Annotated in this window: 15 protein-coding genes; 5 read left to right on the top strand and 10 right to left on the bottom strand. The window is 68.1% G+C overall.

Annotation, left to right across the window (positions count from 1 at the left end):
- The first annotated feature begins 117 nt into the window (after window positions 1–117).
- Complete coding sequence (locus tag AC0T5L_RS07240) at window positions 118–1065, top strand: NADP-dependent oxidoreductase (RefSeq protein WP_476164604.1); 948 nt, start codon at window positions 118–120, stop codon at window positions 1063–1065.
- Window positions 1066–1540: 475 nt separating this feature from the next.
- Here the strand turns inward: AC0T5L_RS07240 and AC0T5L_RS07235 are convergent, their stop codons facing one another.
- A complete protein-coding gene (locus AC0T5L_RS07235) occupies window positions 1541–2173 on the bottom strand; it encodes an ATP-binding cassette domain-containing protein (RefSeq protein ID WP_476164603.1) in 633 nt (210 codons plus the stop codon).
- A gap of 11 nt (window positions 2174–2184) precedes the next feature.
- On the bottom strand, window positions 2185–4260 hold the full coding sequence (locus AC0T5L_RS07230) for a bacteriocin-associated integral membrane family protein (protein ID WP_476164602.1): 2076 nt from the start codon (window positions 4258–4260) through the stop codon (window positions 2185–2187).
- Window positions 4261–4734: 474 nt separating this feature from the next.
- Here AC0T5L_RS07230 and AC0T5L_RS07225 point away from each other — a divergent pair, with 474 nt between their 5' ends.
- Window positions 4735–4971: a hypothetical protein gene (locus tag AC0T5L_RS07225; protein WP_476164601.1), complete on the top strand. Its 237-nt coding sequence runs from the start codon at window positions 4735–4737 to the stop codon at window positions 4969–4971.
- 175 nt (window positions 4972–5146) lie between these two features.
- On the opposite strand, the gene soxR is transcribed toward AC0T5L_RS07225, so the two are convergent.
- The gene (soxR, locus tag AC0T5L_RS07220; RefSeq protein WP_476164600.1) at window positions 5147–5596 is read right to left on the bottom strand and encodes a redox-sensitive transcriptional activator SoxR; all 450 of its coding nucleotides are present in this window, start codon (window positions 5594–5596) and stop codon (window positions 5147–5149) included.
- Between the two features lie 104 nt (window positions 5597–5700).
- Between soxR and AC0T5L_RS07215 the strand changes: the two genes are divergently transcribed.
- From AC0T5L_RS07215 to AC0T5L_RS07205, 3 genes are read left to right on the top strand one after another with little or no spacing between them, the layout of a single operon-like run.
- On the top strand, window positions 5701–6333 hold the full coding sequence (locus AC0T5L_RS07215) for a DsbA family oxidoreductase (protein WP_476164599.1): 633 nt from the start codon (window positions 5701–5703) through the stop codon (window positions 6331–6333).
- Window positions 6330–7265: an NADP-dependent oxidoreductase gene (locus AC0T5L_RS07210; protein ID WP_476164598.1), complete on the top strand. Its 936-nt coding sequence runs from the start codon at window positions 6330–6332 to the stop codon at window positions 7263–7265. Before AC0T5L_RS07215 ends, AC0T5L_RS07210 begins: the two co-directional genes overlap by 4 nt.
- A gap of 41 nt (window positions 7266–7306) precedes the next feature.
- The gene (locus AC0T5L_RS07205; protein ID WP_476164597.1) at window positions 7307–8698 is read left to right on the top strand and encodes an MFS transporter; all 1392 of its coding nucleotides are present in this window, start codon (window positions 7307–7309) and stop codon (window positions 8696–8698) included.
- 342 nt (window positions 8699–9040) lie between these two features.
- Here the strand turns inward: AC0T5L_RS07205 and AC0T5L_RS07200 are convergent, their stop codons facing one another.
- From AC0T5L_RS07200 to AC0T5L_RS07170, 7 genes are all read right to left on the bottom strand, one after another.
- A complete protein-coding gene (locus AC0T5L_RS07200) occupies window positions 9041–11125 on the bottom strand; it encodes a hypothetical protein (RefSeq protein WP_476164596.1) in 2085 nt (694 codons plus the stop codon).
- Window positions 11122–12270: a 5'-methylthioadenosine/S-adenosylhomocysteine nucleosidase family protein gene (locus AC0T5L_RS07195; RefSeq protein ID WP_476164595.1), complete on the bottom strand. Its 1149-nt coding sequence runs from the start codon at window positions 12268–12270 to the stop codon at window positions 11122–11124. Before AC0T5L_RS07195 ends, AC0T5L_RS07200 begins: the two co-directional genes overlap by 4 nt.
- Window positions 12267–12998 carry an NUDIX hydrolase gene (locus tag AC0T5L_RS07190; RefSeq protein ID WP_476164594.1) on the bottom strand — a complete coding sequence of 244 codons (732 nt, stop codon included), beginning with the start codon at window positions 12996–12998 and terminating at the stop codon, window positions 12267–12269. Before AC0T5L_RS07190 ends, AC0T5L_RS07195 begins: the two co-directional genes overlap by 4 nt.
- 177 nt (window positions 12999–13175) lie before the next feature.
- Entirely contained in the window at window positions 13176–14840 is a 1665-nt protein-coding gene (locus tag AC0T5L_RS07185) for a DUF6119 family protein (RefSeq protein WP_476164593.1), read from the bottom strand.
- 102 nt (window positions 14841–14942) lie between these two features.
- Window positions 14943–15536 carry a hypothetical protein gene (locus tag AC0T5L_RS07180; protein ID WP_476164592.1) on the bottom strand — a complete coding sequence of 198 codons (594 nt, stop codon included), beginning with the start codon at window positions 15534–15536 and terminating at the stop codon, window positions 14943–14945.
- A gap of 274 nt (window positions 15537–15810) precedes the next feature.
- Window positions 15811–19128, bottom strand: a complete 3318-nt coding sequence (locus AC0T5L_RS07175) for a type I restriction endonuclease subunit R (protein WP_476164591.1) — start codon at window positions 19126–19128, stop codon at window positions 15811–15813.
- Window positions 19125–20201 carry a restriction endonuclease subunit S gene (locus AC0T5L_RS07170; protein WP_476164590.1) on the bottom strand — a complete coding sequence of 359 codons (1077 nt, stop codon included), beginning with the start codon at window positions 20199–20201 and terminating at the stop codon, window positions 19125–19127. The genes AC0T5L_RS07175 and AC0T5L_RS07170 overlap by 4 nt, the downstream gene beginning before the upstream one ends.
- Window positions 20202–20326: the final 125 nt, after the last annotated feature.

Below are 20326 nucleotides of genomic sequence, written 5' to 3'. Positions count from 1 at the left end.
GAACCCCGGGGCCTCGCTGCGGGGCATGGGGAGGAAGGCCGGTCCCTGTCCGGGACCGGCCAGGAGCCTCTTCAGAGGACCAGGAATGCCGCCGCGTGGGCACGTGTTGCCGCGGGCATGCGAGTTATCGGAGTAGACGAGTTCGGAGGCCCCGAGGCTCTGCGGGGCTTCGACGTTCCGGAGCGCCACGCGGGCCCCGGTGAGGTACGGATCCGCGTGCGCGCGGCGGCGGTCAACCCGACCGACGCCCTGGTCCGCAACGGCGGGCGTGCTGGCGCACAGCGTGAGTTCCCACCGCCCTACGTGCCGGGGATGGACGCCGCCGGGGTGCTCGACGAGGTCGGCCCCGAGGCATCCGGGGACCTGGCCGTCGGCGACCCCGTGATGGCGATCGTCGCGCCGAAGGCCTCACACGGCGCCTACGGCGAGAGCCTGGTAGTGCCCGCCGACTCGGTGGTCCGGGTCCCGGCCGGCGTCTCGATCACCGCCGCGTCCACCCTGCCGATGAACGGCCTGACGGCACGGCGCGCGTTGGACATGCTGGACCTGGAGAAGGGGCGGACCCTCGCGGTCACCGGCGCGGCCGGTGCGCTCGGAGGGTACGTGATCCAGCTGGCCAAGGCCGAGGGGCTGCGGGTCGTGGCCGACGCCGCCCCCAAGGACGAGGCACTGGTCAAGGAGCTGGGGGCCGACGTCGTGGTGGCCCGCGGGGACGATGTCGCCCAGCGTATCCGCGAGGTGGTCCCGAGCGGGGTCGACGCCCTCGTCGACGGTGCGGTACAGGACGAGCTGGTCCTGGACGCCGTACGCGACGGCGGAGGCGTCGCGACCGTCCGCGGCTACACCGGGACCGAGCAGGCGCGTGAGCGGGGCGTGTCCTTCCATCCGGTCATGGTCGTGGACTACCTGCGGGCACAGGACAAGCTCGACCGGCTGCGCCGACAGGTGGAGGAGGGGGTGCTGACGCTGCGCGTCGCGCGGACCCTGCCCGCCGAGCAGGCCGCCGAGGCCCACCGCCTGCTGGAGGCGGGCGGAGTGCGCGGGCGCCTCGTGCTGGAGTTCTGAGCCGGTCACGGGGCGGCCCCGGACACACGGAGCCGGGACCGCCCCATGCGCCCGTAGAACACGGGCTGGTGACCCGCCAAAGGGGGCAGGGCGTGCAGCAGACCCCGTCCGTGCGCCCCAGGGGGTTGGGTAGAGCGCGCAGGAGACCCCGGCCGTGCGCCCGTAGAGCCCGCAGCAGCGCTCCGCCACGGTCAGCCCTACGGGTGCCTGGCTCAGGTCGATCGGAGGCCCTACCCGACCCCCTGGCGGGCTCTACCCCTGCGGCATGCGAGCTTTACGGGCCACGGGACGAGGCGCCGGGCGCGCACGTCGAGGACCGGCCTCCTGTCCGGGACCGGGGCAAGGTCCTCTGAGCGTGTCCCGTCCCGGAGCCGGTCACACACGCGAGGTGGCTCACACCGTCGGGGCCGGATCGCTTCGCATCCGGGCCCGGATCCGATCGTTGGGGCCGTAGCGGACACGGCGCGGTCGAGTCCTAGACGGAGGTGACGAGGCGCTGGGTGTGCACGTCGAACACCGAGTCGCAGGCGTCGCGCACGTCGTCGTTGTGGGTGGCGACCACCACCGCGCACCCCTCGCGGGCCATCTCCCGCAGGGTGTCGATGACCATGCGCCCGTTGTCCTCGTCCAGGGCACCGGTCGGCTCGTCGGCCAGCACCAGGGTGGGCTGCTTGACCATCAGCCGGGCCAGGGCGATGCGCTGCTGCTCACCGCCGGACATGCGGTGCGCCTTCTCCTTCTCACGCCCGGACAGTCCGACGCGCTCCAGGGCCTGGGCCTGGAGCTCGCGGTCACGGCTGGCCACGTCAAGGTTCTCCTGGATCGTGGCGTTCTCCATCAGCGCGTAGTTCTGGAACAGGTAGCCCAGGTGGGCGCGGCGGAAACGGCGCCGTCCCCCGGCGCCGAGCCGGGTGATCTTCTTGCCGTCGTGGACGATGTCGCCGCCGCTCGGCTGTTCGAGGAGCCCGAGGCAGTTGAGCAGGGTGGTCTTGCCCGACCCGGAGGGGCCGACGAGGGCGAGTGTCTGCCCGGTGTGGACGGTCAGGTCGACGTCTCGCCACAGGGTGCGCTCACCGAAGGACTTGGTCAGCTGGAGGGTGCGGATCACAGGTGGACTCCTTACGCCTGGGAGGCGCCTTCACGGACGATACGGCGGTGGAAGGCGGCGAGCGCGCCGAGGGTGATAGCGAGGGAGGCCAGCGCGATTCCCGCGGCGTAGAGCGGTTCGATCCCGCTGGTGGTCATCGGGCCGGGTGTTGGAGGGCCGGCCGGATGGTTGGCCGCGGCCAGGGTGATGACGGTGTCCCACGTGGCCCAGCCCACGAACGCCACCGCGATGGTCCCCTCAACGGCCAGCAGCCGCCGGTGGGTGGCCATGAAGGTCCATCCGCTGATGTGCCGGGCGAAGATGGTCTGTGCGCGTGTGCGTACGTGGATGATGCACGCGGCGGTGGCGGTCAGCAGCAGCACGGCACTCGCGCCCACGAGGTTGAACGCTTCGCTGCGCAGCGTGGCCAGGGTGGTGGCTTGCTGCTCCAGCGCGATGGTGGTGAGGGTCTCGACCATGGAGATGTAGCGGGACGCCCTCGGGTTCTCGGCGCGGTACTCCTCGACCACGCCGGGGTCGGGGAAGACCGTGTCCCCTCCGGACATGTGGGTGACGTAGCTGGTGTCGGACATGACCTCCCCGTTGGGCAGGGCGATGATGACCGGTTCGTGCAGCAGGGGGAGGGACTGGGGACCGCGCAGGGTGTTGGAGCCGTAGGTGAACACGGTCTGGTCGTCGGCTGCCGGCAGCACCTCGATGTCGAAGGTGCGGTCGGAGACGCCGTTCACCTCCAGCCAGTTGTCGGACACGCCCTCCACCAGTTGGTCCGTGTGGCCGGAGGCTGAGCCGGGCACGATGACGCGGATGCCCTCATCCGGCCCGTAGCGCTCCCCGGCGGGGGAGAGGACCTCCTGCTCGGTCAGGTACGTGTCGTTGACGATGAGGACGGGGGCGTCCATGCCGGGTGGTTCCGGGGACGCGGGGCTGCCGGGCAGGAGCTGGGTGGGAGCCAGGTGGGCCGCCAGCACCATGTCTCCCTCGGCGTCGACCCGGCGCAGCCACGGGCCGAGCTCGTCGTCGACGGCCTGCTCGTCCGCCCAGCCGTAGTTGGCGCTCAGGGCGGGGCGTGAGGTGTCGCCGTACTGCTCGTAGAGCTCCAGCCCCGTGCGCTGGTCCCGGGCGTTCTGCGCGCTGACGACGATGGTGCCGACGATGACCAGGGTCAGCACCAGCACGGGGACGCGCACCAGGTAGATGGCGGCGGTGGTGCTGCGTACGGGCAGGCGGCCCTTGAGCGCGGGCAGGATGCCGGTGCTGTGCACCAGGCCGAGCACGGCGGCGTGCACGGCCAGGCAGGGCACGGCGAGCATTCCCAGGAACGCCAGGGCCAGGGGTGTGTAGAAGCCGAGCTGGTTCCAGCCGTTGTAGAGGCCGAGGAAGGCCAGAGCGGCGGCGGCCACCGCGGGCAGGGCGACCGTGTACAGACGGGCGATCCTGACCAGGTCCTTGCGCAGGATGCTCGCGTAGGAGTGGCCCTGCAAGCGCATGACGGCGTAGTCGCGGGAGGCGAGCAGGACCCCGGCGCCGACGGCGGTGACGGTGCCGAGCAGGGCGACGGCCAGGAGGTTGAAGAGCCGGCCCTCGGCGAAGAAGTGCCACAGCCGGGTGACCTGCATGCCCGGCGCCTCGTGCAGGCCGTGGTCGGCGAGCGCCTCGCGCAGGTCCGGCTGGGCCTGGGGCGCGTCGAAGACCAGGTAGTGGCCGTTGGGGCCCACCTCGCCGAACTCGTCGATGGGGTGGGTCTCGACGGTGAAGCCGCGGCTGAAGGAGGGGTAGCCCTCCTCCAGCCAGCGGGCGTGGCGGGAGCCGGGATCGGAGACCGCCAGGTACATGTGGGCCCGCGACAACGGTTCCTCGACGTCGAGGATGGTGTAGCCGATGGCGGCGCCGTGGTCGTCGGCGACCTCCTGCACGGCGCGTGCCACGTCGTCGGTGTCGTGGGTCCCCTCGTCCTCGGTGATCCACACCATCTCCGAGTCCTCGAGGACGTACATCGTCTGTTCGGCGGTGGCGGCGAGAAGGAAGGCGATGAGCGCCGCGAAGGCGATGCACGCCGTGTAGGCGAAGGAGAGGATTCTGTTGGGCACCTGATGTCCTGGAGACGGGTCCACGGCATGGTCGGTGGTCAGCAGCCGGTGCACCAGTACACCTGGTCGTTGCCCATGGCGACCGGCAAGGAAGCTAACAGCAATCGTTCAGATACGACAAACCCCTCCAACCTGCACAGACAATTAATTCTCGAACAGATGCATTGTTCCACCTGGATATTCGTTCCAGGGCTTCATGGACGGCCGTATCCGGCCATGTCGGAGGCGAACCTGAAAGCTCCGCGGAGGCGATAGGGCCAGTGCCCGTCGGCGGGTTCGGACCGTACCCGAACGCCGACCACGCGCGTTCCTCCCGCCGCGAAGGAGGGCGCCGTGTGCGGGCAACGGAAGAACCGGATACTGGAGCGGGCCGGGAAGGGCCGGCGAGCGGCAAGGAACTGGCCGCGGCCGACCCCGAACCCCTTCGGTGAGTCCGGCCGGGCCCACCGGGAATGCTCCCGGGCCATCGACGACATGAGCCCCGCCGCCGCGCGGTTCCGTATGGAGGCGGTGCGGGCGGGCGGCCCCGTCGTCCAGGAGCGTGTGAGCGCCGACTCCTGGGCCACCCGGTACTGGATCCAGGCGGCGGTTCCGGTGGAGGCCGTCGACTCCCCGGTGTTCCCGGGCCCCTGTTCGGTGGGGGAGGCGGACGGCGGCTGCTTCACCCGGCATCCGGTCCACGGGGACGCCGAGGCACCGATCGGCAAGTAGCACGCCCTCTCGTCCGGGGCGGTCGCGTCCGTCCCGGAGTGAGGGGCGCCGGTCCGGGCGTGCCCATCCTCAGCGAGTGGTCCGGGGCCGCCATGTCGTTGAAGCACACCGGTGCTGACGCCCGGATCGTGGTGGCTGACCGCGGACACTCCTCCCAGCAGAGGCGTGGCGGAGGTCAGGGAAAGCGGCGTGCTCCCTGACCGTCGAGCCCGAGGATGTCGTCCGGGTTGGAGTAGGGGCAGGATCTCAGTGAAAGGCAGCCGCAGCCGATACAGTCCGAGAACCTGTCTCTGAGCCCGGTAAGGTGCTCGATCCTCTCGGTGAGATCGTCGTACCACTGGCGCGAGATCCGTGCCCAGTCGCGCTTGGTGGGAAGACCTTCCCGGGGCAGCTGTTCGAGCGCTCTCCTCACCTGCTCCAAGCTCACACCGACTCGTTGGGCGGCTCTGACGAAGGCCAGGACGCGCAGCGTGTCCCGGCGGTACTCGCGCCGGCCTCCCGCGGTTCGGCGGCTCTGGATCAGTCCGAGACCCTCGTAGTAGTGCAGGGTCGACACGGCGACCCCGGCTCGCTTCGCGAGCTGTCCGGGCTTGAGCCAGACGACGTCCTCGTGAATCTGTGGCATCGCGACACCTCCAGCATCGATCACAGGCTTGACGTCAAGTCCACTTCATGTAGTCGACTCTACGTGAACCTGACTTGACGAAGCGGACTGAGGAGTCGGCCGAGATGATCGATGTCGAAGTGTGGGCTGACGTGAGGTGCCCCTGGTGCTGGATCGGACTGAGGCGGCTACGGGCCGCGGTCCGGCAAGTCCCGGACGAGGTGCGGGTGCGTCATCGCAGCTTTCTGCTCGAACCCGCCGGCCCCCGGGCCTCGGGGCTGCCGATGGCGGAGACCGCCGTCGCGGAGTGGGGCCTGCGTGATGAGCAGTGGCGGGCCAAGAGCTCGCTGATTCGCGCCGAGGGCCGTCGTGAGGGCTTGGAAATCAACGTCGACACGGCATTGACGTTCGACTCCCGTCTGGCTCACCGTCTCCTGAAGCTGGCGGATGCCCGTGGCGTCAACGGTGGCATGTCGTGGGACGCCGTGTTCGACGCGCACTTCCGGCGCAACCGTGACCTCGTGGATGAGACGGTGATCCGCGAAGTGGCCGACACCGTGGGACTGGTGGACGCTGATGTCGCGTCCCTGCTGGAGGGTACCGAGTTCGCCGAGGACGTGATGGTCGATCATCGGGAAGCCGACCGCAGGGGGATCCATTCCGTGCCTACCGTGGTGATCGGCGAGCGGGCGCTGTCGGGAAGCCGGTCGGCGACCGAGCTGACCGAGTTCATCGCTCACGCGGAGGCCGTCCGATGAGCCGGCCGATGATGCGCGCCGCCGCCATCGACGCGTTCGGCCCGCCAGAGGAACTCCACGTTCACGAACTGCCGCTGCCCGAGGCGACCGATGACCGGGTGCTCGTACGCGTGGTGAATGCCGGGGTGCAACTCACTGACGCCGCGATCCGAACGGGCTGGACACCACCAGGAGCCACCGTCACGTTCCCCCAGATCCTCGGCAACGAGTTCTCCGGTGTCGTGTCCGCCGTCGGCCCGGCCGTGACGGCCTTCAGTGTGGGTGACTCGGTACTGGGCTTCAACGTGCTGGGGTGCTACGCCGAATACGTCTCGGTTCCCGAAGCTCAGCTCGTGCGCAAACCGCCACCGGTGGCGTGGGAGGTGGCAGGTGCTCTGTCAGCGTCGGGGCAGACCGCGCATACCGCACTCGAAGAGATGTCCATCACGCGAGGGGAGACGGTCTTGGTGCACGGCGCCGCTGGTGGTGTGGGCAGCATGTTCACGCAGCTGGCGGTTCTGAAGGGCGCTACGGTCATCGGTACGGCCAGCTCGGGAAACCACGAGTACCTGCGTAGCCTCGGTGCGATCCCCGTCAGCTATGGCGACGGCCAGGCCGGCCGCATCCGAGCTGCGGCCGATGGGTCCGTCGACGCCGCCTTCGACGCGGCCGGGCACGAGAACCTGCGGACCGCCGTCGACCTCGTCGAGGACAGGAGCAGGGTCGCGACCATCGTCGACATGCGCCTGGCGACCGAGTTGGAATGCCGGATCGTCAGAAGTCGGCGGTCCGCGTCACGCCTCGCCGAACTGGCTCGGCTCGTCGCGACCGGGTGGTTGGACGTCCACATCCGACAGGTACACACGCTCGACGAGGCTGCTGATGCGCACCGCGACGTGGAGACCGGGCACGGGCGCGGCAAGGTGGTCCTGGCGATCGGCGCACTCCGGTGACTCCGGTCGAGCAGGGACCGGGGGCGGCCCGACTGTGGACCGTGCGGTCGTGGCCGTTCATCACCAGCACGCTGGCGCTGATGACGTTCATCGCGTTCGAGTCCTTCGCGGTCACGACCGTTCTGCCCGTCGCGATGTCGGACCTCGATGGCTCCCGGTTGTACTCGATGGCGTACGCGGCCACCATCACCACGGCACTTCTGGGAACCGTTCTGGGCGGAAACTGGGCTGACCGGCACGGTACGCGACCGCCGCTGCTGGCTGGGGGCACCGCGTTCCTGCTCGGAATCGCCTTGTGCGCCCTGGCGCCGAACGCGGGGGTCTTCGTCCTCGGCCGTCTCCTTCAGGGAATCGGCGGTGGAGTCGACTCCGTCGTTCTGTATGTGCTCATCGCCCGGCACATCCCCACCGGACCGCGCACGCGGATGTTCGGCCTGCTGACCGCCGCGTGGCTGCTGCCGTCCATGCTCGGCCCCCTCCTGGCGGGAATGCTCACCGAACTGACGAGCTGGCGAGCCGTCTTCGGTCTCGTCCTCGCCGGCGCGGCGGTGTCGTTGCTCGGACTCCTGGTCTCCACCCGTGCCCCCGAACCGCGTGCACCGGGCGACGCGGCCCCTCCGGCCCTGTTCCGGCGGCAGGGCATCCTCGCGATCGCCGCCGCCGGTGCCCTGTTCGTTCTGCACCTCGGCGGCCAGAGCCCGTCACAGCGGTCAGTCGTCATCGTCCTGCTCGGTCTCGTGGTCCTGCTATGGACCGCAAGCAAGCTGCTGCCGCAGGGGACGTTGCGTTTGCGGGGCGCGGCACCGAGGCTCGTAGCGCTACGGGCGGTACTCGGAGCGACCGTCACAGCGACCGATGTCTACCTGACCCTGTACCTCCAGCATCAGCGCGACTTCCCGCCCACCACGGCAGGGCTGGTCATCGCCATCGGCGCCGTCGGGTGGGTGGCGGGCGCGTGGGCCCAAGGGCGTTTCGGCGCCACGGCGGCCGACCACCGCAGACTCACCGCCGTGGCGGGCCTGCTCGTACTGTGCGGCCCCGTCGGCGTCCTGCTCTACACCCTCGGCTTCGTGCCGGTCGGGCCCGTCATCGGAGCTTGCGTTGTCATGGGGACGGGCATGGGCACCGCCTATCCGAGAGTCTCCTCGGAGACGCTGGCCCTCGCCGTCCCGAGCGAGCACGGAAGGTACAGTTCCGCCCTCCAAGCAGGTGAGAGCATGGCCACCGCCGGTCTGTTGGCCGTCACGGCTACTCTCCTCGTGACGGTTTCCGGCGAAGGAGGCTTTGTCGCGAGTTACGGACTCCTGGTCGGTCTCGGGCTCGTCGCGGTCCTGATCGCCTGGACCCATCTCACAGCTTCGACGGCGGACACACAGACGCCAGCAACCGGCCCTCTCGATGGCAAGGCCGGGACCGATCCTCCGAACACCTGACGAGTTGGTGTGCACGGGCGAGGGCGGTGCGCGGATTCACCTCTGACCAGCACTGATGTGTGGGGGTGCCCAATCGTGGTCGGTCCGTGCGCCCCCGACAACGCGAAAGGCCCTGACCGTGCGACCTTGTCGCTGGTCAGGGCCTTTCGGCTCTGGGGTGAGTGACGGGACTTGAACTGTGGTGGGGGAGTGCTCTGACCTGCGGAAATACGAGAATCCGCAGGTAGTGGGGGAGGTGGTTGCTCTGTTGTGCCGCTTTGCCCCGCGTTCCGCTGGAGGGCGTGCACCCGGAGGGTGCACGCCAGCCACGCCCATGGTGCACCCCGGGGGTGCACCGGAGAATCACGGCACTGGGGCCACTCGATCCGGAAGCGGTTGGGTTGATCGCTCGCGTCGGGCCGTGCCGTTCCGTGCCGGTGAGGCGGCACCCGCATCCGAAGGAGCCTCGGGCTCGGGGTGCTCGGACGCGAAAGCGGGTGGAGGATCCGTCGCGCGTTCGAACCACGGTTTCCCCTCAGCGGCCATGCCTTCGAGGATGCGGAGCGTGTGGGAGAACCCGGCGGCGTCGAGGTTGGTCTTCGAGGCCTCGTCCCGCGACTCCTCGTCCACCGCATCGTGGGTAGGAGCCTCGGACACGACGATGCTCTTGGTGGGGCCGTTGGTCAGCGTGATGTTCAAGGTGTAGCGGCGTGCGCTCGCTATCTCGATCTGGACCGAGGAGACCGCGTCGAAACGGTAGTTGATCCGTGAGTTGGTCCGCCATCGTGCTTGCTCGAAGTCGAGAACGGCCGTGGCCTCGCGAACCCCCTCGTCAGTGACCAGGAAGACCCGGATTTCGTATTTCGAATGGCGCCAAGGGCCGCGCGGTACGTGGGCCGACTTGCAGGGGCGTTTGGCTGTCGTGAGGAAGGCGTGCGTAGTGACCTCGTGCCACGCCAAACGGTAGTGCTTCAGGGTCTCGTCGAGGAGCAGAGTCTTGTCCGCGTCCAGCCAGGCCTCCATCTCCGTCTCCGTGGGGCGCAGGGTGTCGAGTTTGCCCTTCCACCGCTCGTATTCGGCCTCACGGGCGCCGATGATCTCCTCCCTCTCCTGAAGCTCCTCGGCGTAGCGTCGGTGCTCGCTGTAGATCCTCAGCCACAGGGGAATCGTGAACCAGCTGGTGACCACCGTGAGCAATGCGCCGCCCACCGCAGCCACAGGTGCCTGTTGGAACGCGGTGGCCACGGTGGTCGCGATCGCCGCGATCACGGCCAGACACAGGACCACGCATCGGAGCTTGGTCGCCGTGTCCACCCTGTGTAGTTCGTATGGTTCCAGGGGCTGCTCCGTGAGCCAGCGCCGACGCACATCACGCACCAGGAACCGGACCAGCCAGCGCACCTGATCAGCCTTAACGCCGGTTTCCCGGTAGATCCGGGCTACCTCGTCGCGCAGGGACCGGCGTACGCCCTTCGTCTGCTCCAGCCAGGTGCTTCTGCTCTCCGTTTCGGGGGCGTACTTGGTGAAGTAGTGGTCGAAGTCGTGCGTCACCTGGTCGGTGAAACCGCCTTTGGGAGGAGCGGGGGAGAAGAACAGGTAGCCGTAGTCGCGTTCCTTGGCCATCCTTCGCCGGTGTTGGTGGTTCCAGAGGGTGATGTGCCATCCCGCGACGGGCGCGAGGACGAGTACGGCCAAGCAGGAGAGCAGAGCCAGCACACTGCCCTGTGTGAGGGCGGATTTCATGATGGTCGCGACGGCGAACAGGAACGCACCCGCTAGGACCAGTCCTCGGAGGACATCCCAGCCGGTGGTGTTCTGCGGTGCCGGGTACCTGGCCCTGGCCTCGGCGGGTTCCGGTGCGAAATAGGCCCAGACGCGGTCAACCCGTCCACGGGCGCCCTGTTCCTTCGTGGCGTTCTCACGGAGTTGGTGCCACACGCCCTGCTTCATGCCGCCGGTGAGCACCAGCCCGAGGTGGCGCAGGATCAGGCCGTGCTGCGGGTCGGGCAAGCTGTGCAGTTGGGCCATCGCGGCCTCGGAGTCACCGCCGGAGCCGTCCACGCAGGACAGCAGCGCGAGGACGGCGTTCAGCCCCTGCCGCCACCCGTCGCGTCCCACCGGTCCCGTTCGCGTCGCCAGGTCTGACAGGACCCCGCGCTCTTCCTTCGTGAGATCCCGGTAGGAGCGCTTGCTGAGGATGGCCAGAACCTGATGGAAGCGGATCTCGGGGCCGTCGAGCCCCCGAGCTTGCGCATGCCCGATGTGTTCGCGCGCCTTCCTCGGAACCCCGTCGTTGAGGTAGTGAAGCCCCACCTTGTAGATGTCCTCGGGCGGGGCGTCGGGTCCCACCACGTACACGCGGGAGTTGTGCATGTGGCCGAACTGGGCTCCGACGAAGGAGCCGGACTCGGCGGTGTTGGTGGTGTTGGCGGTGTCGGGGCCGTTCACGAGAGTCCCTTCACCGCGGTGATCAGCGTCGCGACCTGTGCGGCCAGTGCCCCCAGGTCACCGAGCAGCCCTCGCAGGCGCTTCAGGGCCAGGAGCGAGGTCTTCCTGCTCTCGGATGTTCCTTCCTCGATCCCCTTGTCGGCGATGTCGAGTTCGGCCGACGCCGCCTCGTGGGTGTCCTCGTCGATGCGCCCCGCGGAGCGCTCCCTGGTCAGTTCCTCGCGGAGGGCGGTGAGTTCGTCCGCCAGTCCGGCCGGGTTCTGTTCGGAGGATGTGAAGGACACGTGGAACGTGCTGCCTCTTACGTGGCCTGCCTGGACGCCGACGTTTCCGTAGGCGGTGTTGGTGACGCTGCCGCTGTCGCCGGGGGTGGCGCCCTTGCGCATGATGGGGGTCTCCTCTTGCCTGATGAGTTCTTCGGCGAGGTCGAGGGCGAAGGCCGCTGCGTTCGCGGCGGCGATCGGCTGCCAGGTCCGGTCCGCCTCGGTGGCCTTCGTGCCGTCGGCCCGGTCGCTGATGCCGCGCACGATCGCCACCGAGGAGCCGCTCAGGTGACCGGCCTGGGCGACGCCCGCGCCTTCCATCTCGATGGCCAACGCGTCGTTGTAGGTCTGCCGGATCCACTCGGCCTCGCGTGAGACGCGGGAGTTCTGCACGATCTCTCCGGCGGCGATGGGGCCCAGGTGTGCCTGGGGCCGCTCCCGCTCCGGTGGCGTGTGCCGGGCCCACTCGCCGATCCTGGCCAGGTGCGCGGCGGTCTGGCTGATCTCGTGCGGTGACTCCCACGCGCGGGGGCGGGCCTTGAGCCCGTCGTCCTCGCTGGTTCCGCCGTGGTAGGCGTACACGTGAGTGGCCACCACCACGTCGCCCAGCGGCGGTTTGTCCCACAGTGCCCCGGCCACACCCACGAAGAACAGCGCGATGGGTGAGAACTCCTGGATGGCTCGCTCGGCCAGCACCGCGGACGGCTGGTTACCTTTGCCAGTGAGCCCGAGGACCATGCGGCCGTGTCCACCAGGCAGTGTCCCGATCTCGAACCGGGTACCCCTGGCATGCAGGTATGGCTCGGGGGAGCGGAGGCGTTCCCGTACAGCCTGGTACTCCAGGTTCAGCGCGGTCAGTACCACCACGAGGTTGTCGCTCATCGCTTGTTCTCGCTCCTGACCAGGGGAAGGGGGCGCATCATCGGAGGGCGCAGCAGCCGTTGGGGGCCTGCCCGGAACAGTCGGGCGGGACGCCCTTTGGTGGGGCGGCGGTCCGGGCCGACGGGGGTGAGGAAGCCGGGTACCGCCTGGACCTTGCGGTAGAAGTTGCGCGGGTCGAGTTCGAACCCCCACACGGCCTCGTAGACCCGTTGCAGTTCGGTGAGGGTGAAGGTCTCGGCGCAGAAGGCCGTGGCCAGGGCGGTGTGCTCGAGCTTGGACCGGGCGCACTCCAGCCCGTCGTCGAGGATCTGCCGGTGGTCGAAGGCAAGTCGACCATGACCTGAGGAGAACTCCTCGACGGGCCGCCATGAGGCGGCTGAGGCATCGGTACCCGCCTCGGGCTCGGGCAGGCCGGGGGCGATGGCGAGGTAGGCGACGGAGACGATGCGTCCCCGCGGATCCCGACCGGGGCGCCCGTAGGCGCCCAACTGCTCCAGATGGAGTCCCGTCGCGTCGAGGTTCGCCTCTTCTCGCAGCTCCCTGCATGCCGCGTCGAAGACATCCTCATCGGCATCGGCGATGAACCCGCCGGGTAGGGCCAGTTCGCCTTTGTAGGGGTCGATGCCCCTTTCGATGAGGAGGATGTGGAGGGCTGAGGACCGCAGGGTCAGGATGACGAGGTCAACGGTCAACAGCACGGGAGGTGGTTGCCAGGTGTCGTTCGGCATGCGCTGAGCCTATCTTCTTGTCAGATCGACAGGAAGCGTTTTTCAGAAATTGGTGCTCGCAGCCATTTGATTTGCTGGTGTGTGTCGAGAAGCCTGTGTTTCTGGTGGTCTATAAGTGCTTTTTGGGGCGTTCCTGTGGTCGGCTGGCCGGAGCCCGGTCCCGGCCAGCCGCAGGGTTCACCGGCTGATGGAGACGACCTCCAGCCTCGTCCCCAGCCCCTTGAGGACGTTGTCGGTGTGCAGCAGGGAGATCTGGGCGAAGGAGAAGAGGGAGTCCACGGTCACCGGCTCCCCCTCCTTGAGGAGGATGCCGAGGACCACGGTCGGTCCGGTGAAGTCCCGGTCCGCCGGGTGGTCCGGGGCGAGCTCGTCGAGCTTCTCGGTGAACCGCATCCGCGCCTCGGTGTCGTACTTGAGCGTCTCGACGCACATCCTCGCCTGGGCGAAGAGGTGGTTGAGCGGGGCTGTGCTACTGGGGGCCTTCTTGACGTGGATGAGCTGGCCCTCGGGACCGAGCAGGTCGCAGACCTCCCAGCCTCCGCCGTTGAGCCGTGCGGTGTGCACGTTCTTCTTGTCCAGGTGGACGTAGCCCTCCTGAGTAGCCGCGTCCTTCTCGTTGTAGTCCCCTTCGTCCTTGCCCTTGGGCCAGGGCGGCAGGGTCACACTGCTGGAGCGCCCGAGAAGCTCGGTGACCCGTCGCTTGACGGTCTCCAGGTACTCGGCTCCCACCTCGTACCACTGGCCCTGCCACAGGAAGTAGTGGACGTTGTTCTCGGTGATCTCCGCCGTGAGCCACCGCAAGGCGGGCACCTCGCCACTGAGGGTCTCCTTGGCCTCGGTGTCCGAGAACATCTGGACCTTGCCCTTGCGCAGTGCGCTCAGGCGCTCTCCCGCAGGACGTTCGCGGGCGGGGAACGTGAGAACGTCAGCGTCGAATTCGGACAGGTTCCGCGTACGGCCGGTCAGTTTGACCCGAAAGGTCTCGGCCACGTCGAATCCTTCCCTGCACTCGGACGGCACGGCTAGGGCGACCCGGCTGAGATCGCCGTTCCCCAGCATCGCGTCGAGTCGTTCGTCCAGGTGCCGGGCCAGGTCCGACTTGCCCCGCAATGGCAGCACGTGGGTGATGAACTCGAACTCCGGCAGGGGATCGGGCCGGTCGCACACCTCCTCAATGGCGTGCAGGTCGCGGAGCAGATCCTCCGGTGCCCGGCCCAGACGGAGCTTGACCGACCGGTCGTTGCCGGTGATGTGGGCGGAGCGCTCACCGTCGCTGGTGAAAGTCAGGTTGACCCCGCTGATCTTCCCCGCGATGTGGCTGACGATCTCCCCGAACTCCTCGATGCCGAAACCGCGGATGTGCTCACCGGAGGCGACCGAGTTCTCGTCACTGCGCCCGCGCGCGTCCATGACCTGTCGGCGGACCCGGGTGACGCCGTCCTTGTCCAGACAGCGCACCGCGAAGTGGATGCCGAAGCCGGGGTCGATGCGGGCGGGCTCGACCATGAGGTGTCCCATGCCGTGGCTGACGGCGTAGACGTAGCGTTCGGTACGGACGAGCAGCAGCCCGAACGAGGTGCGGTTCTCCTCGGCCACCGCCAGGCCGGTGAGGTCGGCCAGCGTCGCACACCAGTCGGCGGGGCCGGGGCTGACCGTTCCGGTCACCAGCAGTCCCCGGACGGGTCCGTGCTCCACCTCACGGGCCTGGAACCCGTCACGGTCCAGGTAACGGGGGCGCACCAGGGACCGCAGGTCTCCGGTGCCGTCGTCGGTGAGCCGGTAGAGGGAGGTCTTGCGGGTGGTCGGTGGCTTCTTCGGCTTCCTGGTCTTTCGAGTGGTCACGGCGGTGCGTCTCCTCGCTGGTGTGCGATCGGGGCCGGAAGCCGTGTGCCTCCGGTGGGGGAGGAAGCCGCCTCGCGCGGTGGGCGGGACGGCCGGAGCGGTTCAGGCGACGTCGCCGACGAAGTAGACGGTCTCGCGCACGTAGTCGTCCATCTCCTCCCAGTCGCTGAGCGTCAGCTCGACCTGGAGGTAGGACTCCTCCTCGGGCAGCGCGCAGCCGTAGCCCGCGGTGGCGGTGCGCCCGTCCATGACGGCGGAGGTAAAGCCGGTGCCGGTGTCGTCGGTGTACACGTCCTCGGCGGTGCGGCCCTCCTCGCCGACCTGGCAGTAGACCGAGAGGTAGGTGAGGTCGACGGGACCGCCGGTGGCGTTGTCGAACTGCACGTCGAAGTACACGTACGGGGTGCTCTCAGGCATGTCCCACTCGCCGGAGACGCGGCGCTCGACGCCCGCGAGCCGGACCGTGAGACCGTCGGTGTAGGTGTACTCGGAGCCGAACTCCTCCTCGACTGCGCCGGGCGCCTCCTCCTCGGCGGACTCCTGGGCCTCCTCCGGAGAGGCGGCGGACCCGTCGGTGTCCTGGACGGGCTCCAGACCCACGATCTGGTTCTCGTCGGGTGCGTCGGCGCAGCCGGTGGCGAGCGAGAGCAGGGACAGGAACAGGACGCCGCTGAGGGCGGGCTTGAGGTTCTTCACGGGAGATCTCCTCCATCGGGGGGAAGCGGCGGCCCGCTGAGGGCCGCGTCCGACTGGCCATGTGCGCCTGTCCGGGTGCCGGACCGGCGCGGTGGCACCAGCATGCGGTCCCGCCCGGTGGAGAAAGAAGGATCGAAGGCGGCAAGGGGGGTTGTCAAAAGCAGTGAGAACACGGGATGCGGTGTGCGCGTCGGGTCCCCCGCACGCGCGAGGGGCCGGGAAGCCCTCCTCGGGCTTCCCGGCCCCGGTCACGGCCGTCGGCGGCGTCTGGCGCTCAGCTCCCGGCGGTGGGTGCCTCCGTCCCCGCGAACTTCTCCATCTGCTTGATGACGTCCTCGATCGCCTTCTTCTCCTGGTCCGGCGGGTAGTCGAACTTGGCCAGCAGGCGGCGCACCCGGCTGCGCAGCTTGGCCCGCACCGGCTCGCGCGAGAGCCAGTCGGTGCTCAGGTTCTTCGCCACGTCCTTGACCAGGGCCCGGGCGATGTCGGCCAGGACCTCGTCCTTCATCAGTTCCCGGGCGCTCTCGCTCTTGCAGACGGCGTCGTAGAAGGCCAGCTCCTTGGGGGTGAGCGGGGGATCGAAGTGATCGCCCCGCTGGAACTCGGCCATGGCGTCCTGCGCCAGGGAGAACAGCTCGGCCAGCACCTGGGCGCTCGTGAGTTGCTCGCGCATGTAGCGCATCATGAGCGCCTCCAGACGTTCGGTGAAGCGCTCCCGGCTGATGGCGTTGTGCCGGGTGGCGTCGCGCATCTTCTCCTGGGCGAGGCGGTGCAGCGCCTCCACCGCCAGGTTCGGGGTCTCCGAGTTCTGGAGGCGGTGCAGCTGGGCCTCGTTGAGGCGGGTGATGTCCAACCGCCCCAGGCCCGACTCGGCGTACAGGTCGGTGATCTCCTCCGCGTCCACCGCCGAGGCCGCCAGCTGCGATAGGTACATGTTGATCTCGGCGGGCAGCGCCTCCCCCCGGGCCTCCCGGCTGGCGGCCTCAAGCTTGACGACCCAGGCGCGCACCTCCACGAAGAAGGCGATGTCGTTCTTCCAGTGCTCCAGGTCCTTGAACCGCTCGCTGATCTGCGAACTCATCGAGCACAGCTGGAAGAAGCGCTCCAACCGGGTCGCGCTCTCACGGAAGCGCTGCGACAGCGACTTGCCGTCCCCGTCGTCGGGCCTGCGCTGGGCCTCACGTGAGACCAGGTGGTCGGAGACCAGCTTCAGTGCCCGCAGCCGTGAGTGCTTGCCGCTCGCGGGCAGGAGCCTGCGCCAGGCGATGCCCGACAGCAGGCCGCAGATGGTCTCGTACTCGTTGCGGACCTCGGTGATGGCCCGGTCGATGTCCCTGCCCAGCGTCTTGTCCCGCCGGTCACCGGGCGAGTACTCGGCCAGGGCCTTCTGGAGGTTCTCGGTCAGCGGCGCGTAGCCCACCAGCAGACCGTCCTGCTTGTTGTTGAAGCGCCGGTTGACGCGGGCCAGGGCCTGCATCAGGTTGGCGCCGCGCATGGGCCGGTCCATGTACATGGTGTGGATCGGCGGCGCGTCGTATCCGGTCAGCAGCATCTCATTCACGATGAGCAGTTGCAGCTCGTCGCCGGGGTCCTTGGCACGGGCCTGGACCGTCTTGTGCCCGGAGGGGCGCATCGCGTGCGCTTTGAGCACGGCGGGGTCGGAGGGCTCGCTGTGAAAGACCACCTTCATCACGCCCCGCTCCGGGCCCTCGCCCACCCACTGTGGGCGCAACTCCGCCAGGGCGTCGAACATCCGCACGCACACCTCACGGTTGGCGCACACCAGCATGGCCTTGCCGGGGCCGCCGAGGTCGGGGCGGACCCGCTTGGAGCGTTCCTCCCAATGCTCGACCAGGTCCTCGGCGAGCTTGGCCACCCGGTCGGGGGCGCCGTAGAGGTTGGTCATCTGCATGGCGGCCCGCATCGCCTTGCGGCGCTCGGCGTCGTCCATGGCCGCGGTGAGCGTGTCGGCCTGCTCGTCCAGGTCGGCGGGGTCGATCTCCTTGGGCAGCGACACCGGGATGAGCCGCGGCTCGTGGTAGACGCGGACGGTCGCCCCGTCCTCGACCGCGCGCCGCAGGTCGTAGACGTCGATGTAGTCATCGCCCGCGCCGAACACCTCGCGGGTGTTGGCCTCGGCCTTGGAGAGCGGCGTTCCGGTGAAGGCGAGGAGCGTGGCGTGGGGCAGGGCGTCGCGCAGGTGGCGGGCGTAGCCGTCGAGGTTGTCGTAGTGGCTGCGGTGGGCCTCGTCGACGATGACGAGGATGTTGCGCCGCTCGGACAGAAGCGGGTGGTCGGTTCCCGACTCACGCTCGGCCTTGGTGCGCCCGAACTTCTGGAGGGTCGTGAAGACGATCCCGCCGGTGTTGGTGTTGGCCAGCGTCTCGCGCAGCTGCTGGCGGGTGTCGGCCTGGACAGGGACGGTGCCCAGCAGCTCCTGGCTGGCCTGGAAGGTGCCCAGGAGCTGGTCGTCGAGGTCGTTGCGGTCGGTGACGACCACGACGGTGGGGTTGTTCAGTGCCGGTTCACGGGCCACCAGGCCGCTCAGACACACCATCTCCTCGGACTTGCCCGAGCCCTGGGTGTGCCAGACCACGCCCGCCTGCCCGTTGGTCTGAGAGGCGCGAACGACGGCCTTGAGGGCCTTGTTCACCGCGAAGTACTGGTGGGCCTTCGCGACGCGCTTGCCGTGCTGGTTGCCGCTGCTGGTGAAGTTGACGAAGTTGCGGGCCAGGTCCAGGAAGCGGGCCTGCTCGAACAGCCCACGCAGGGCCAGGGCCAGCGCGTCGGGGGCCTCGATGCCGGACTCGGAGTGCTCGCCGTACTCGAAGTCGGGACTGTCCGCCGGGTTGCCCTCGCTGTCCACGTTCCAGGGGGCGAAGTGCTCGAAGGGCGTGAACGGGGTGCCGTACTTGGCGGTGACTCCGTCCGAGACCAGGCACAGCACGTTGTAGCGGAACGCGGCGGGGAACTCGTCGGCGTATGTGCCCAGCTGGGCGTGTGCCCTGGAGAGGGTGGTACGCGAGTCGGAGCCGTTCTTGAGCTCGATGACGGCGAGGGGAAGGCCGTTGACGTAGAGGACGACGTCGAAGCGGCGCTCGCGGTCGCCGTCGACCAGGCGGACTTGGTTGACCGCGCGGAAGGTGTTGGCGTGCGGGTCGCGGAAGTCCACGAGGCGGACGGTGGGGGAGTGCTCGGCGCCGAACTCGTCGGTGTAGGACAGGCGGATGCCCGAGGTGAGGTAGCCGTGGGCGAGCCGGTTCTCGGGGAGCGGTTCGCGCGACTGGGGGGTGGTGGCGGTGGTCATGACCTGGTCCACCGCGGCGGAGGTGAGCTCGGGGTTGAGGCGTTCGACGGCGTCGCGCAGGTCGTTGTGGAGGATGAGGTCATCCCAGACCCGGCGCTGGCCTTCGGGGTGAGGGGAGAACTCACGGCCGGGGGCGGGCCGCCAGGCGAGCTCGCCGAGTTCTTCGAGGGCGTGCTGCTCCCAGTCGGCCTCGGTCATCCGGTCGGAGGCTGAAGGGCTGGAAGCCGTGTTGTCGGAGGTGCCGGAGGCGGCGGTGGCAGCGGTGCCGGATCTGGGGGGTGTCATACGTTGTCCTCCACGATTTTTTCAGCGTCCTTGACGCGGAGCTTTCCGGACATCAGCTGGGGGAGAAGGGTGTCGCGCAGTTCCGCGAGCGTGCGGGATTCGTCGATTGCTGCGATTGACCGTGAAGAGAGGGTTGAGATCTGTTCACGGACAGGGCCTAGCTTGCGAGGATCAATCACTTCGCTAGCCAGTACTTCTGCAGGCCTCACTCGCTGGTGGCTCTTGGAAGTACCGGTCACACGCGCGGCCAGTGAGCTGGTGAACCCCGGTTGAGATGCGACGGCCCAGAGTTCGTGAGTGCTGATATCAGCAGCAGGTTCAAGCACAAGGAATTCCGTCGATGCCAGGTTAGGGATAGAGCTTACCTCTGGAACGTTCCATACACGTGGAATCTCAGGGTTCAGCTTAGAGACCAGAACACTAGGGGAAGCAACGATGAACTTGTTGCTCTTGATGCTCTTTGGGTCCGTGGATTCAGGGAGCTTTCCCTTGTCGAACGCGGGAAGGCTGTAGTGATAGGCGCGTGGCGTGTCGAGCGCTGAAGGTGTGGCCTGATGCTTGTTGAGGATGCAGATATCCTCAATGGTCGTTCGCGGGGTATTGCTCGCGTTCGCGGTGACCAAGTGACGGCACAGCTCTTCAGAAAGGTTGGCGATGCGCTCGTTGACTGCGATCTTGTCATCCAGTGCACCGAGTGTATTGGCGATGGCCTCCTGTTCGTTCCTTCCTGGAATGATTATGGGAGTCCGCCCTAGGATCCCAGTGTTCAGGTTTAGCATTGTGGCGCCGACTGAGTGTTGGATGATCCATTTACGTACCTCCGGGTGTCCCAGGTAGTAGGACAAGAATAGGGAATCGACGGCATTGCCTGGTCGAACTCGAAGGCATCCTGTTCCGCAGAGCCAGCCGGATTGTTCTTTCCTGACGAGTGCTCTGCGTTCTACATCTCCCCGTCGAGAATATACGATGTCCCCCTCTGAGAGGAGGTATTTGGAGAGTCGGTTTGCGTCCTCGGGAGAGATTCTGGCGATTGAATCTTCTAAGATTACATTCTCTCCGATGTCTTTGGGCATGACGCTCGGGACTCCGGAACTTACATAATCAGAGGCGTGAAGCTGACTGCCGAACGGGCCTGTCTGGATGCCACCCTCTCCTTGGTTGCACAACTGAATGAGTGTTGTGGCTTCCCATTCTTGTG

Source organism: Nocardiopsis sp. TRM 82005, from assembly GCF_056312425.1.
This window is presented reverse-complemented; position numbering and strand designations above follow the sequence as displayed.

What these genes read in the sequence shown, in the direction of transcription:
- AC0T5L_RS07195 (WP_476164595.1), bottom strand. Translation starts at nt 12,270, where the DNA reads ATGAGCGACAACCTCGTGGTGGTACTGACCGCGCTGAACCTGGAGTAC.
- AC0T5L_RS07225 (WP_476164601.1), top strand. Translation starts at nt 4,735, where the DNA reads ATGAGCCCCGCCGCCGCGCGGTTCCGTATGGAGGCGGTGCGGGCGGGC.
- soxR (WP_476164600.1), bottom strand. Translation starts at nt 5,596, where the DNA reads ATGCCACAGATTCACGAGGACGTCGTCTGGCTCAAGCCCGGACAGCTC.
- AC0T5L_RS07210 (WP_476164598.1), top strand. Translation starts at nt 6,330, where the DNA reads ATGAGCCGGCCGATGATGCGCGCCGCCGCCATCGACGCGTTCGGCCCG.
- AC0T5L_RS07175 (WP_476164591.1), bottom strand. Translation starts at nt 19,128, where the DNA reads ATGACACCCCCCAGATCCGGCACCGCTGCCACCGCCGCCTCCGGCACC.
- AC0T5L_RS07215 (WP_476164599.1), top strand. Translation starts at nt 5,701, where the DNA reads ATGATCGATGTCGAAGTGTGGGCTGACGTGAGGTGCCCCTGGTGCTGG.
- AC0T5L_RS07190 (WP_476164594.1), bottom strand. Translation starts at nt 12,998, where the DNA reads ATGCCGAACGACACCTGGCAACCACCTCCCGTGCTGTTGACCGTTGAC.
- AC0T5L_RS07240 (WP_476164604.1), top strand. Translation starts at nt 118, where the DNA reads ATGCGAGTTATCGGAGTAGACGAGTTCGGAGGCCCCGAGGCTCTGCGG.
- AC0T5L_RS07170 (WP_476164590.1), bottom strand. Translation starts at nt 20,201, where the DNA reads ATGCCCAAAGACATCGGAGAGAATGTAATCTTAGAAGATTCAATCGCC.